The sequence below is a fragment of the Mesorhizobium sp. WSM3224 genome (genome assembly GCF_000427725.1).
Classification (GTDB): Bacteria; Pseudomonadota; Alphaproteobacteria; order Rhizobiales; family Rhizobiaceae; genus Mesorhizobium.
The window spans coordinates 78,233-91,830 of the sequence record NZ_ATYO01000004.1 but is presented as its reverse complement, the minus strand read 5'-3'; the positions used below and the strand labels follow the sequence as shown (position 1 = coordinate 91,830).

Sequence of the window (13,598 nt, the reverse complement as noted above, 5' to 3'; positions counted from 1 at the left end):
GCGCGCGCGGCAATCCATGGCCGACGATCAGGCCGCCGGGGTCATCAGCGCCGGCAGCAGCGCGCCGGACACGTGCTGTACGACATTGACCTTCTTCGAATGCACGATCGGCTGCGCATACTGGATCAGCGGCAGCACATAGGCCTGTTCGGCGATGTACTTGTCGACGCCCTTCCAGCCGGCGATGCGCTTGGCCTCGTCCTTCTCGCCCCACAGCGGGTTGATCATGTCGACCAGGTCCTGGCTGTCCCACACCGAATGCGGGCTCGGGCCGTACATAGCGAAACCGGTCGAGGTGGTCGGATCGCCGATCGAGTTGCCCCAATTGTAGAAGGCGGCCGGCGCCAGCTTGTCGGCGGCGCGCAGTTCGTAGTGCTTGGCGATCTCGTAGACCTCGATCTTGGCCTCGATGCCGACCTTGCGCCACATGCCGACGATCGCCTGGATCATCTCATAGTCCTTGGGCTTGAAGCCCTTGGTCGTCTGTATGGTGAACTTCACCGGCTTCTCCGGCGAATAGCCGGAGGCGGCAAGCAGTTCCTTGGCCTTGTCGGGATCGTGCTCGACCTTGATCGAGGCATCGAAGGCCGTGTATTCCGGCGTCTCCAGCGTCGCGATCGGCTGGCCGTAGCCGCGCAGCAGCCGCTTGACCAAGAGATCCTTGTCGACAGCCATCACGGCCGCCTGGCGGACGTTCTTGTCCAGCATCGCCTCGATGTCGTTGAAGAAGATCATGCCGATGTCGGAGACGTTCTTGACCGAGCCGGCCAGCCCGTCCTTGGCGATCAGCCGGTCATATTCCTCATAGGGGATTTCGAGCGTCACCTGGGAGGAGCCGGATTCGATCTCGGCGACGCGGCTCGCCGCGTCGGTGACGAACTTGATCGTCACATTCTCGAAGGCCGGCTTGTTGCCCCAATAGTTTGGATTGGCCTTGAGCCGCAGGAAAGCGTTGCGCTCGAACTTGTCGACCATATACGGCCCGGTGCCGATCGGCGCCTTCTCGAAACCTTCGGCGCCCACCTTCTCGTAATAAGCCTTGGGCAGGATGTAGCCGGTCAGGAACGACATCCACTTGAAATAGACCGGATCGAACTGCACCACGTCGCCGGTGATCTTGTTTCCGTCGATCTTGAAATTGTTGACGTTCTTCCAGACGAACTGGATCGGGTTGCCGGTCTTCTCGTCGCCCGCCCGCTGCAGCGACCACACAACGTCTTCCGCGGTGAAGGGCGAGCCGTCATGCCATTTGACGCCGTCGCGCACCGTCATCGTCACCTTGGTGCGGTCGTCGTTCCAGCCCCATTCGGTGAGCAGGCCCGGCGTGAAGGAGAGGTCCGGCTTCTGGCCGATGATCTGGTCGAACACCGACTGGTAGAGGCCCTGGATGGTCGGGTTCACCGCCGAGGGTCCGGTCGTCGGGTCCCAGGACGGCAGGTTGACGTTGTAGGCGATGGTGAGCTCGTCCGCCGCCTTTGCCACCTTCGGCAGCCCGAGCGTCGCCGCGCCGATCGCTGCGGCGCCGTAGCCAAGCAAGTCGCGTCTGTTGATGGTCATGGTCGTTCCCCTTGTTGGTTGTCCATTTTTGGTTGTCATTGTCCGCGCGGCGTTTTCATTCGGTAGGTCTGGTGGGCAACCGCGCCTTGTCCATCCTGGAATTCTAGTTCCCTCCCAACTGTTGGGCGAGCATATAACCGGACCCCGCGCCGGTGCCGGCTCCAGGCCATGTCGCGGCGCCGGTCAGGTAGAGGTTGGCGACCGGCGTGTTCCAGCGCGCGAAGGACCGCGCCGGGCGGAAGAGAAAATTCTGCGCCAGGTGGTGGCTGCCGCAGATCTGGTCGCCGCCGACGAGGTTCGGGTTCTCGCGCTCGAGGTCGAGCGGCGAGAAGACGGCACGGCCGAGGATCTTCCGGCGCAGCCCTGGCGCGTAGCTCTCGATGATGTCGAGCACGCGTTCGGCATAGGCCTCCTTCACCGCATCCCAGTGAGCCGGCGCGATCTTGCCGGCCGCGTCGCCGGCAATCTCGGCCGGCAGCATGCGTACCTGCACCCACAGCACATGCTTGCCGTCCGGCGCCCGCGACGGGTCGACGGTAGTCGGCTGGCCGACGACGAGCACCGGCTGGTCGGGCAGCAGGCCGGCGATCGCCTGCTGGTAGACGCGCGACATGGCATCGAGCGACGGCGCCAGATGCACATAGGCGAACTGGCGAAGCTCGGCGCCGGCGCTCCAGTCCGGCAGATCGTCCAGCGCCAGGTGGATCATCATCGTGCCCGGCGCATGGCGGAACTTCTTCATCGCCGCGTCGAAGCCGGCGTCGCCGGATCCATTGGGCAGCAGCTTGCCCGGCAGCGCTTTCGGCGCGACGCCGGCAATGACGGCCTTGCGTGCGACGTGGGTTTCGCCGGATGCCAGCCGCACCCCGGTTGCCTTCCCGCCGGTGGTCGTGATCTCGGCGATTTCCGCGCCGGTCGTGATCTTGCCGCCGGCCGCCGTCACCATGCCGGCCAGCGCTCGGATTATGGTATCGGCGCCGCCCTTGCCCAGCACCATGCCAAAACTCTGGTTGGCCATCGATTCCAGGTAGGGGAACACGGCGCCGCCGGCGATGTCGGGCGCGAAGTCGAGATGCATGCCCCAGGCCGCGAGCGTCGTGCGGACTTGCGGCGTTTCGAAATTTTCTTCCAGCCAGGTGCGGGGAGAGGAGAGCAGCAGCCGTCCCGTATCGAGCGCGCCGGCGAGACCCTTCTTGCGCCACAGCTTCCAGCCCGTGCCGGCAAGCGCCCGTGCGCTCATCGGTGATCCCAGCAGGCGGAACAGATGTTCGGCTTCACCCGGAAAGGCTGAGACCAGCCGACGCCATGTCTCTGCGTCCGCAGCCGAGAAGGCGGCCAGGCGCGACACGGTTTTTTTCAGATCGTTGCTGACGCCGAACCATGTCCCGTCCGGGAATGCGCTGGCGAAACAGTCCGCCACGGGCGCGAATTCCAGCCCGTGGCTTTTCAATTCATTTGCATATTTCCGGTGGAAGGCGGAGCCGGCAAACAGGCTTAGATTCATTGCGCCGAAATCGTGCCGGAAACCGGGAAGCGTGTATTCGGCGGTCCGGACCGCGCCGCCGATTGCCTGGTTGCGCTCGAAAACCGCTATTTTCCAGCCTTTGAGAGCCAAATGCGCGGCGCATGCCAGACTGTTGTGGCCCGCCCCGACAAAAATGGCGTCGAACTCGCTCACGCCCCGCCCCGAAAATGCTTTATGCTTAAAGATAATTGCAGATGCATATGTTTTCGTCTAGTAGGTATATTAAGGGCCGCAACGAGCCTTGATGATCACGCATAAGAGGGAACGAAAGACCATGGACACGCAACAACTCCTTGGCGAGGTCGCCAGCCAACTGCTTTCGGGAGCAATCAAGGTGGTCGACCTGACGGCGCCGCTCGGCCCCGATACGCCGCTGATCAAGCTGCCGCCGGAACTCGCCGTCGATACACCGAAGGTCGAGATCCATCAGATTTCCAAATACGACAAGAACGGTCCGTGGTGGGCCTGGAACTGGCTGAAGCTCGGCGAGCATTCGGGCACGCATTTCGACGCGCCGCAGCACTGGATCACCGGCAAGGACTATCCGGACGGCGCCACCGACACCATTCCGGCGCAGAATTTCATCGGCCCGGTCAACGTCATCGACTGCTCCAAAGAGTCTGCCGCGGACCACGACTTCCTGCTCACCGTCGATCACATCAAGGCCTGGGAAGCCAAGCATGGCGCGATCAATCCCGGCGAATGGGTGGTGATGCGCACCGACTGGTACAAGCGCAACGGCTCGGAAACCGAGTTCCTCAACGCCAACGAGACCGGCCCGCATACGCCCGGACCGACGGCGGAAGCCATCCAGTTCCTGATCAGCAAGGACATCAAGGGCTGGGGCTCGGAGACGATCGGCACCGACGCCGGCAAGGCCGGCGGCATGGAGCCGCCATTCCCGGCGCATACGCTGATGCACAAAGCCAACCGCTACGGGCTGGCCAGCCTGTGCAATCTCGACCAACTGCCGGCGAAAGGCGCGATCCTGATCGCAGCACCCCTCAAGATCGACCACGGCACCGGCAGCCCGATCCGCGCGCTGGCCCTGGTGCCGGGCAAATAGGCGAGGCGGCGGTCTTCGGGAGAAGATCATGCGCGAGGGCAATGGAGTGAAGATGGGTGATGGGTGGCAGCCTGCAGAGGCTGGCGCTCTACGCGAAGGAACGCGGCTTAGCCCGATTGGCCCCCTGTCACTCAAGGGCACCCCCCAATGACCGCCGCCGATCATATCATCGTCGGCAGCGGCATCAACGCCCTGGTCTGCGCGGCGATGCTTGGCGCCAAGGGCTCCAAGGTGTTGGTGCTTGAGCGTAACGACCGCATCGGCGGCTGCATGCGCACCGAGGAGATCACGGCGCCCGGCTTCGTCCATGACGTGATGGCGACGACCTTCGTGCTGTTCATCACGTCGCCGGCCTTCGCCGCACTCGGCAAGGACCTTGCGCGGCATGGGCTGGAGTTCTGCCATACTGCCACGCCGACTGGCGTGCTCACGCCCGATGGCAGCCATGCCGTGCTTACCACCGACCGCGCCGCCAACATCGCTGCGCTGAACCGGATCGCGGCCGGCGACGGCGACCGCCATGGCGGCGATGTCGGGGAAATCGAGCGCAATGCCGGGCTGCTCTTCGGCCTGCTCGGCGGCGGGCTCTGGTCCTATCCGACGACCAAGCTGCTGGCCGGCGAGGCCTGGCGGCGCGGCCCGCGCAACCTTGCCGCTTTCATGGGCGAGGCGCTGGTGCCCGCGCGGAGTTGGTTGGAAACGACTTACAGTTCGGACGTCGTCCGCGCGCTATGGGCGCCCTGGGTGCTGCATGCCGGGCTCGGACCGGAAGACGCCTTCTCCGGCCAGATCGCCAAGGTCATCGCCTTCGCGCTGGAGGCCGCCGGCGCGCCGATCGTCAAGGGCGGCGCCAGGAACCTTCTTGCCGCCTTCGAGGCGCTGATCAAGGAACGCGGCGGCGAAATCCGCGTCAACGCCGATGTCGCTTCGATCGTCCAGACCGGCGGCCGCGCCAGCGGCGTGCGGCTCGTCTCCGGCGAGATGTTGAACGCGACGAAAAGCGTGATCTGCTCGGTGACGCCGACGCAGCTCTACAGCCGCCTGCTCGGCGATGCGGCCCCCAAGCGCGACGTCGAGGCGGCGCGCGGCTATCGCTACGGCAAGGGCAATTTCCAGATCCATTATGCGCTGGACAAGCCGCCGACCTGGCGTGGCGAGGACCTCGACAAGGTGGCACTGCTGCATCTGACGCCGGGGCTCGACGGTGTGTCGAAAGCCTGCAACGAGGCGGTGCGTGGCCTGCTGCCAGAAGTGCCGACCATCTGCGTCGGCCAGCCGCATGCGCTCGACCCATCGCGCTGTCCGCAAGGCAAGGCGATCCTATGGCTGCAGTTGCCCGAGGCGCCTCGCCACATCAAGGGCGATGCCGCCGGCAAGCTCGAGGCGCCCGCCGACGGCCGCTGGACGGAGGCGCTGCGTGAGGCCTATGCCGACCGTGTCGAGGCGATCTTTGCCCATCACATCGACGGTTTTCGCGAGACGGTCATCGCCCGTCGCGCCTATTCGCCGGCCGATCTGGAAGCGATGAACATCAACCTGGTCGGCGGCGATCCCTATGGCGGCTCGTCCACCATCGACCAGTCCTTCCTGTGGCGGCCGTTCAAGGCAAGCCGCAACCATGAGACCAGCGTCAAGGGCCTCTACCATATCGGCGCCTCGACCCATCCCGGCGCCGGCCTTGGCGGCGGCTCCGGCTTCCTTTTGGCGGGGAGGCTGTGATGGACCAGAAGCCTCTCGAAAAACGCCAGCGCATCTCGACGCTCGGCCAGATCGGCCTGCAGCAATTCGCGCCCTATCTGATGAACCGCATCATGGGCCGCTACAACGCCACTTTGCGCGAAGATTTCCGCAAGCAGGGCCTGACCATTCCCCAGGTCCGCACGCTGGCCGTGCTGTCAGTCACCGATGGCGTCACCGTCAACGACCTCTCGGTCTACACCGTCATCGAGCAGTCGACCTTGAGCCGCACGCTCGACACGCTCGAAGGCCAGGGCCTCGTACGGCGCGAGCAGGGCGTCACCGACAGCCGCATTCGCCACGTGTTCCTGACCGGTGACGGGCGCGCGCTGTTCACCCGCGCGTGGCCGGCCATGCACGACGCTTTCGAGGCGATGTTCGATGATGTCGACGACGCCGAATATGCCGCGCTGATCGCTATTCTGCAGAAGATGCTGAAGAACATCCGCAAGCACGACATCTGAGTTTGACGTACGCACCGCCCGGTAACGCGGTAACGGAAGGAGGCAGACATGGCCGAACGGTCTTTTGCCAAGGAAGTCGAAAAGCTGAGGTTAGGGGCCGGCGAGGAATTCGCCGGCGAGGGCATCCTCGCCATCACCAAGGCGCTGCTGCAATGCGGCGTCGGCTATGTCGGCGGCTACCAGGGCGCGCCGATCAGCCACCTGATGGACGTGCTTGCCGATGCGCAGGACATTCTGGGCGAGCTCGGCGTGCATTTCGAGGCGAGCGCCTCGGAAGCCACCGCCACCGCCATGCTTGCCGCATCCGTGCATTATCCGATCCGGGGTGCGGCCACCTTCAAGTCGACGGTCGGCACCAATGTCGCTTCCGATGCGCTCGCCAATCTGGCGTCCGGCGGCGTCACCGGCGGCGCGCTGATCATCGTCGGCGAGGACTATGGCGAGGGCTCCTCGATCATGCAGGAGCGCAGCCATGCCTTCGCCATGAAGAGCCAGGTCTGGCTGCTCGACCCGCGCCCCAACCTGCCTTCCATCGTCAAGGCGGTCGAGGATGGCTTCGAGCTGTCCGAGGTCTCCAACACGCCGGTCATGCTGCAGGTGCGCATCCGCTGCTGTCACGTGCACGGCCACTTCATCGCCAAGGACAACAAGCGCCCGCCGATGTCGGTCGCCGATGCGCTCGACGCGCCGCGGCGTGACACCGGCCGCATCGTGCTGCCGCCCGCCTCCTTCCTGCATGAGAAGGAGAAGGTCGCCAAGCGCTGGCCGGCTGCGGTCGACTTCATCAAAAGCCGCAAGATCAACGAGATGTTCGGGCCTGACCATGGCTCGGTCGGCATCGTCATGCAGGGCGGCATGTACAATTCCGTCATCCGTGCGCTGCAGCGGCTCGGCCTCGCCGACACCTATGGCGACACCGACGTGCCGCTTTACGTGCTCAACGCCGTCTATCCGCTGGTCGACGATGAATTCCTGTCCTTCTGCGAAGGCAAGCAGGCGGTACTGGTCGTCGAGGAAGGTCAGCCCAACTATATCGAACAGGCCTTTGCCGCGATGCTGCACAAGGCCGGGCGCGGCACCAAGCTGGTCGGCAAGGAGCATCTGCCGATGGCCGGCGAATATACCGGACAGGTGATGCTCGACGGCATCGGCTCTTTCCTGCGGGCGCACGCCCCGCATCTGCTGCCGGGCGAGGTGCGGGCGCCAAACAAGCTGGGCGACGGCGTCGATACCGCCGATCTCATCAATGTCGTTCCAGGCCGCCCGCCGGGCTTCTGCGTCGGCTGTCCCGAGCGGCCGATCTTCGCCGCGACCAAGCTGGTCGAGCAGGAGCTCGGCAAGCACCACATCGCTTCCGACATCGGCTGCCATCTGTTCTCGATCATGCCGCCCTTCGAGCTCGGCGCCACCACCATGGGTTATGGGCTTGGGCCGGCCTCGGCCTCCGCCTTCAACTCGCCGGAAGCAACACGCCGCTCTATCTCCTTCGTCGGTGACGGCGGCTTCTGGCACAATGGCCTGACCTCCTCGATCGGCAACGCGGTCTTCAACAAGAATGACGGCGTCATCGTCATCGTCGACAATTTCTATTCGGCCGCGACGGGTGGCCAAGACATCTTGTCATCACGCGCGTCGAACCGCACCAAGTCGACCAAGCATCCGATCGATGAAGCGGTGAAGGGCATGGGCGTCAAATGGCTGCGCCACATCGACCGCACCTATGATGTCGGCAAGATGCGGGCCGCCCTGCGCGAGGCGCTGACCACCGAGGAGAAGGGGCCGAAGGTCATCGTCGCCTCTTCCGAATGCATGCTGAACCGCCAGCGCCGCGAGAAGCCGCTGGTCGACAAGGCGATCAAGGGTGGCGAGCGAGTGGTGAAGCCGAAGTTCGGCGTCGACGAGGATATCTGCACCGGCGACCACGCCTGCATGCGGCTGTCAGGCTGCCCGTCGCTGTCGGTGAAGTCGCTCGACGATCCGCTGCGCGACGATCCTGTCGCCTCGATCGACCAGAGCTGCGTCGGCTGCGGCAATTGCGGCGAAGTGGCGGATGCCGCGGTGCTCTGCCCGTCCTTCTACCGTGCCGATGTCGTGCACAACCCGGGCCGCTGGGACCGTTTCCTGGAAAGCGCGCGCCGCGCCGTGATCGGCCTCTTGCAGCGGCGCCGCGAGAGCCGCCGCTTGACGTTCGCCGATGCTTGAACACAACGCCGCACTGCGCCCGAAGGCGGGCGCCTCAGACGACGAACGGGTGATAAAGCTCGCCGTGCTTGCCGTCGGCGGCCAGGGCGGCGGCGTGCTTGCCGACTGGATCACCGATGTCGCCGAGCGCAACGGCTATATCGCGCAGTCGACGTCCGTGGCCGGCGTTGCCCAGCGCACCGGCGCCACGATCTACTATATCGAGATGGCCCGCGACACCGGCCGGCTGCCGGTCTTCGCGCTGTCGCCGTCGCAAGGCGACGTCGACATCCTGATCGCCGCCGAGCTGATGGAAGCCGGCCGCGCCATCATCCGCGGCTTCGTCACGCCCGAGCGCACGACGCTGATCACCTCCTCGCACCGCATTGCCGCCGTCTCCGAAAAGATCGAGCCGGGCGATGGCCGCGCCTCGTCGGAGAAGGTGCATGCGACGGCTCAGGCTGCTGCAAAGCGGTTTATCGCCTTCGACATGGAAAAGATCGCCGCCGAGAACGGCACCATGATCTCGGCCAGCCTGCTCGGCGCGTTGGCCGGGTCCGACGCGCTACCCTTCACCCGCGAAAGCTACGAGCAGGCGATCGGCGCCGGCGGCCGCGGCGTCAAGCCAAGCCTTGCCGCCTTCGGCGCCGCCTGTGACCGCGCGCGCGGCATCGCCGCCGCTCCGGTGGACGAAAAGGCAGTGGCGAAACCTGACGCGCCTGACGCGCGTCAGGCGAAAGTGAGCGGGCCGGAAACCCTTTTGAAGGGTTGGCAGGAACTTGCCGGCCGCGTCGCGGCACTGCCGCAACCGCTGCGCGACATGGCCGAACGCGGCCTGAAGAAAGTCGTCGACTACCAGGACATCGCCTATGGCGGCGAATATCTCGACCGGCTGGACAAGGCGGTTGCGCTGGACGATGCGGAGCGCGGCTTCGCGCTGTCGGTTGCCGCGGCGAAACATCTGGCCAACGCCATGTGCTATGACGACATGATCCGCGTTGCCGATCTCAAGACACGCTCGACGCGGGACAAGCGGGTGCGCAAGGAGGTCAGCGTCAAGGAAGGTTCGGTCCTGCAGGTGACCGAATATTTCCATCCCCGCATCGAGGAATTCTGCGGCACGCTGCCGGCAAGCCTTGGCAGCTATATCGAGAACCGGCCGAAGCTCGCCGCCTTCCTCGACCGCCGCATCAATCGCGGACGTCGCATCCGCACCGACAGCTTCACCGGCTTTGCCATGCTGTGGTTGATCGGCGGCCTGCGCCGCTGGCGCCGCCGCCTGCTGCGCCACAGGATAGAGGTCGAGCATCTGGAGCGCTGGTACAGCCTGGCGCTCGGCTACGTGCGTGAGGACTATGCTTTAGCCACTGAGATCCTGAACTGCCGCCGGCTGATCAAGGGCTACAGCGACACCCACGCGCGTGCCCAGTCGAAATTCGACCGCGTGCTCTCGGCGCTCGCCATGCTCAAAGGCCGCGACGATGCCGCCGACTGGATCCGCCGCCTGGGCGAAGCTGCGCTCAAGGACGAGAAGGGTGACATGCTGGATGGCGCGCTGAAGACGGTGGCGACGCTTGGATAGATAACCAGTGACGCCAATCCGGGGCGGTAGTCATCGGCATCTGAACCATTTTCACCACCGGGAAGCATGCCATTTACCATAAGGCGTGAATAGATTCTTGGCCTGCAATCGATCTCCTACATAGAGGCAGGAGACAACTTGAGGTCGCATGGATCGCGATTGCAATGGCCGAAGAACTTTCCTCGCAGACTGAACAGGCCCATGAGCACCTGGACAAAGAGCTAGACGCAGCCAAGGTGATTTTCAGATCGGGCGACGAGTCTACGGCCGTACCCCTGTTCGAGAAGCTCGCCGAGGCTGGCTCTGCAGCCGCGATGACATGGGTCGGATATGTATATCTGAAAGCCAGGGGTGTCGCTGTTGACACTATTGCTGCACACGAATGGTTCTTGAAGGCCGCTGAATTGGGCGACGCCGAGGCTATGGGCTGGCTCGGCAATATCTATTTCTACGGGCATGGTGTCCCTGTCGATTTCCAGCTTGCGCGCGACTGGTACCTAAAAGGCGCATTGGCCGGGGATGCCGACGCGATGTGTCGTTTCGGCCAGATGTATTTCTATGGCAGCGGCGTAGATGTCGACAAGACCATAGCCTTCCAATGGTACCTGAAGGCTGCGGAGGCGGGTGATGGCAACGCCATGTCGCGTGTGGGCAGTATGTATTCCGTCGGCGACGAAATCCCTGTCGATACTGATGCGGCCCGCTTTTGGTACTCGAAATCTGCCGAGGCTGGTGATGCCTATGGCCAGCATTGCTACGCTTCGGTCTTGGACAAGGCCGGAGAGCACGACGAGGCTGTTAGTTGGCTCAGAAAAGCTTCCGATCAGGGCCATGATCCCGCGACCAAGGCTCTGGGCGAGCAGACCGCTTATCAGTTCCTGCAGGAAAAGCGCTACGCTGAGGCGGCCCTTCTCTTGAAGGAATCCGGTTCGGCTTGGGCGCATGAATGGCTTGGATACCTCTACGGCCGGGGGCATGGCGTCAGCAAAGATCTCGATATGGCCATCGCTTACTACGAGATGGCCTACTCAGGTGGAAACCAAGCCGCCGCAATTCGCCTCGGGCATACGAATTTCAAGCAAGGACGCCCGAACGAAGCGATCGACTGGCTACGGAAAGCTACATCCAAACCGATCTCTTCAGCTTATTGGCAATACCGTATCCTGAAGAATAACCCGCATTTGCAACGCCATCCCGGCGAGGCCGACGAATTGCTCAAACAGGCTGCCGACGCCGGCCACGTCTTTGCGAGGCGCGCCCTGGCGATGCGGATGATCAAAGGCGACAAAGTCCTCGGATCACGTAGCAAAGGTGTGCGCGCCTATCTGGCCATTTTTTTGCACGCAATACGGATTGTTGCGCACGACGAATATGATGAACGGCTTCAATGACCCGCCGCCTGCGCGACGCGGCGCTGAAGGACGAGAAGGGCGACATGCTCGATGGCGCGCTGAAGACGGTGGCGACGCTCGGCGAAGACACCGCCCGATAACGAAGATGTGATCAGGACCGGTCCGACGGATTTCGATCCTCTCCTCCGTTTCACGAAGGTAGGGATGAATTACGGAGATGATGCTTGTTCACAAAATACTTTCTGCCACTCGCCTTGGCCGCCGGCACATTGACGCTGTCCGGCGCCGGCTCTCAGGCCATGCCGATGGCCAAGCCCAGCGCAACATCGCCGGTCGAGACCGTAGGTTGGCGTTGCGGTCCCGGCTGGCACGTGAACCGCTGGGGCAATTGCGTGCCGAACGGTCGCCGGTTCGTCCGGCCCGTGCGCCATTGGCATCCCGGCTTCTGGGTTCATGACCGCTGGCATCCCGGCTATTGGAGCTCGTGACCCGTCGAGGGGATCGACGCTCGCGCCGGTAACGGCGCGGGCGTCTTGCTTAGGTCCTAAACCGGAGCGAAGCTCGGTCACAGAGACCCTTGGGTTCGCGTCCGTAGCTTATAGCGTTGCAGCGGCGAGGAAGCTTTGAGATGTCGGCGGGACAGCGCCCCCCTCTGTCCTGCCGGACATCTCCCCCACGAGGGGGGAGATCAGCCGTCACCGCAGCTTTCGCCAATCTCTTACGTGATAGAATTGAGCGGAGCGCCGAAGCTGCCAATCTCCCCCCAAGTGGGGGAGATGTCCGGCAGGACAGAGGGGGGCGCGAAGGATCGCGACCGATCTCGCCTTGCGTTGCCCCGTCCCAGGACGAATTGACAGACGCCTGGCGCCTATCACCGACGAAGCCCAAGGCTCACACCACCAAGTCCCGCATCGGCTTCACCGCGGCCGAGTCCGGAAACACCTTGTCGCCAAGCACCGCAGCGGACAGCCCGAACTGGTCGGCAAGCAGCCCCTTCAGCACCGCGCGCACATCGCTGGTCGGCGCCAGGTCGCGCTGTTCGTAGAGCTGGGCCGGCTTCAATCCCGGCCAGTCGGCGACGACGCGGCCGCCGTTGATCGCGCCGCCGGCGAGCAGCACCACCGTGCCGGTGCCGTGGTCGGTGCCGACGGTGCCGTTGATGCGCGCCGTGCGGCCGAATTCGGTAATGGTGACGACCGCCGTGTCCCGCCAGCGCGCGCCGAGCCCCTTCTCGAACTCCTCGAAGGCGCCGTCGAGGCCGCCGAGCAGATTGGCGAGCCGGCCGGTTGCGCCGCCTTCGTTGACATGCGTGTCCCAGCCGTCGAACGCGAGTGCCGCGATGCGCGGCCCGTCATCGGCCGCCATCAGCCTCGCCGCGCCTTGCGCCGACTGGCGCATGCCGGCGGCATTGTCGAGGCCGCCTTTCGGTTTCATGGTCTTGCCGTCGAGCGCGTCGCCCATTGCCATCCGGTCGGCGTCGAGGCCTCTCTGCAGCGCTGCGGCCAGCACCGGGTCGCGATGGTTGTAGAGATCGAGCACACGCTCTGCCAAGGCATCGCCGGGCGTCGGCAGGGCCTGCGGCGCCCAGCCGAGCACGGGTGCGGCGCCGCGGATCACCAGCGGCGTCGAAGGCCCGACCGCGAGCCCGCCGGCTTTTACGATCCTGTCGCCTGCCGGCAGGCTGGCTAAAGCCCGGTTGAGCCAGCCGGTCGTGGCATTGCCTGGGCCGGGCAGGCCGCTTTCCAGCACGTCCTGGCCGTCGAAATGCGAGCGGTCGCGGTAGCCGGTCGCGGCCGCATGCACGACCGCCGCCTGGCCCGCCTTGAACAGGCGCGCAAACACCGGCATTGCCGGGTTGACGGCGAAGAAACCGTCGAGCGGCAATGCCGGGTTGGCGCCTGAGAGCGAAAGCGCGATGTCCCCATGCAGGCCGGCATAGTCGGGGTCGCCGACCGGCCCGACCGTCGACAGCCCGTCCAGCGCGCCGCGCAGCACGATGACGATCAGGCGCGGGTCGCGGTTGTCGGCGGCGCGCGCCAAGCGCGGCAGATGGGCCCAGGCAAACAGCGCGCCGCCCGTCATCAGCACCGCGCGGCGGGAGAGGCTGGGGGTTTCGCAAAGAAGGCTCATGGGT

Annotated in this window: 10 protein-coding genes; 7 read left to right on the top strand and 3 right to left on the bottom strand. The window is 64.7% G+C overall.

Annotation, left to right across the window (positions count from 1 at the left end):
* Positions 1 to 27 precede the first annotated feature (27 nt).
* Together YU3_RS0109270 and YU3_RS0109265 are read right to left on the bottom strand one after the other, a co-directional pair.
* The gene (locus YU3_RS0109270; RefSeq protein ID WP_027165969.1) at positions 28 to 1,557 is read right to left on the bottom strand and encodes an ABC transporter substrate-binding protein; all 1,530 of its coding nucleotides are present in this window, start codon (positions 1,555 to 1,557) and stop codon (positions 28 to 30) included.
* Between the two features lie 103 nt (positions 1,558 to 1,660).
* Positions 1,661 to 3,235, bottom strand: coding sequence for an NAD(P)/FAD-dependent oxidoreductase (locus YU3_RS0109265; RefSeq protein WP_027165968.1), 1,575 nt, complete (start codon positions 3,233 to 3,235; stop codon positions 1,661 to 1,663).
* A gap of 121 nt (positions 3,236 to 3,356) precedes the next feature.
* On the opposite strand from YU3_RS0109265, the gene YU3_RS0109260 reads away from it, so the two are divergent.
* The 7 genes from YU3_RS0109260 to YU3_RS36310 all read left to right on the top strand — a co-directional run bounded on the left by YU3_RS0109260 (position 3,357) and on the right by YU3_RS36310 (position 11,952).
* Positions 3,357 to 4,148 (top strand): cyclase family protein, encoded by a 792-nt coding sequence (locus YU3_RS0109260; protein ID WP_027165967.1) that lies wholly within the window; start codon positions 3,357 to 3,359, stop codon positions 4,146 to 4,148.
* Positions 4,149 to 4,295: 147 nt separating this feature from the next.
* Positions 4,296 to 5,867 carry an NAD(P)/FAD-dependent oxidoreductase gene (locus YU3_RS0109255; protein WP_027165966.1) on the top strand — a complete coding sequence of 524 codons (1,572 nt, stop codon included), beginning with the start codon at positions 4,296 to 4,298 and terminating at the stop codon, positions 5,865 to 5,867.
* Entirely contained in the window at positions 5,867 to 6,349 is a 483-nt protein-coding gene (locus tag YU3_RS0109250) for a MarR family transcriptional regulator (protein ID WP_027165965.1), read from the top strand. Before YU3_RS0109255 ends, YU3_RS0109250 begins: the two co-directional genes overlap by 1 nt.
* Before the next feature lie 48 nt (positions 6,350 to 6,397).
* Complete coding sequence (locus YU3_RS0109245) at positions 6,398 to 8,551, top strand: indolepyruvate ferredoxin oxidoreductase subunit alpha (protein ID WP_027165964.1); 2,154 nt, start codon at positions 6,398 to 6,400, stop codon at positions 8,549 to 8,551.
* Positions 8,544 to 10,112, top strand: a complete 1,569-nt coding sequence (locus YU3_RS0109240) for an indolepyruvate oxidoreductase subunit beta family protein (protein WP_027165963.1) — start codon at positions 8,544 to 8,546, stop codon at positions 10,110 to 10,112. Before YU3_RS0109245 ends, YU3_RS0109240 begins: the two co-directional genes overlap by 8 nt.
* A gap of 164 nt (positions 10,113 to 10,276) precedes the next feature.
* The gene (locus YU3_RS38625; RefSeq protein ID WP_051333899.1) at positions 10,277 to 11,503 is read left to right on the top strand and encodes an SEL1-like repeat protein; all 1,227 of its coding nucleotides are present in this window, start codon (positions 10,277 to 10,279) and stop codon (positions 11,501 to 11,503) included.
* 185 nt (positions 11,504 to 11,688) lie between these two features.
* Entirely contained in the window at positions 11,689 to 11,952 is a 264-nt protein-coding gene (locus YU3_RS36310) for a hypothetical protein (RefSeq protein WP_036258202.1), read from the top strand.
* 403 nt (positions 11,953 to 12,355) lie between these two features.
* Here YU3_RS36310 and YU3_RS0109220 read toward each other — a convergent pair whose 3' ends face one another.
* Positions 12,356 to 13,594: a DUF1501 domain-containing protein gene (locus YU3_RS0109220; protein ID WP_027165961.1), complete on the bottom strand. Its 1,239-nt coding sequence runs from the start codon at positions 13,592 to 13,594 to the stop codon at positions 12,356 to 12,358.
* Positions 13,595 to 13,598: the final 4 nt, after the last annotated feature.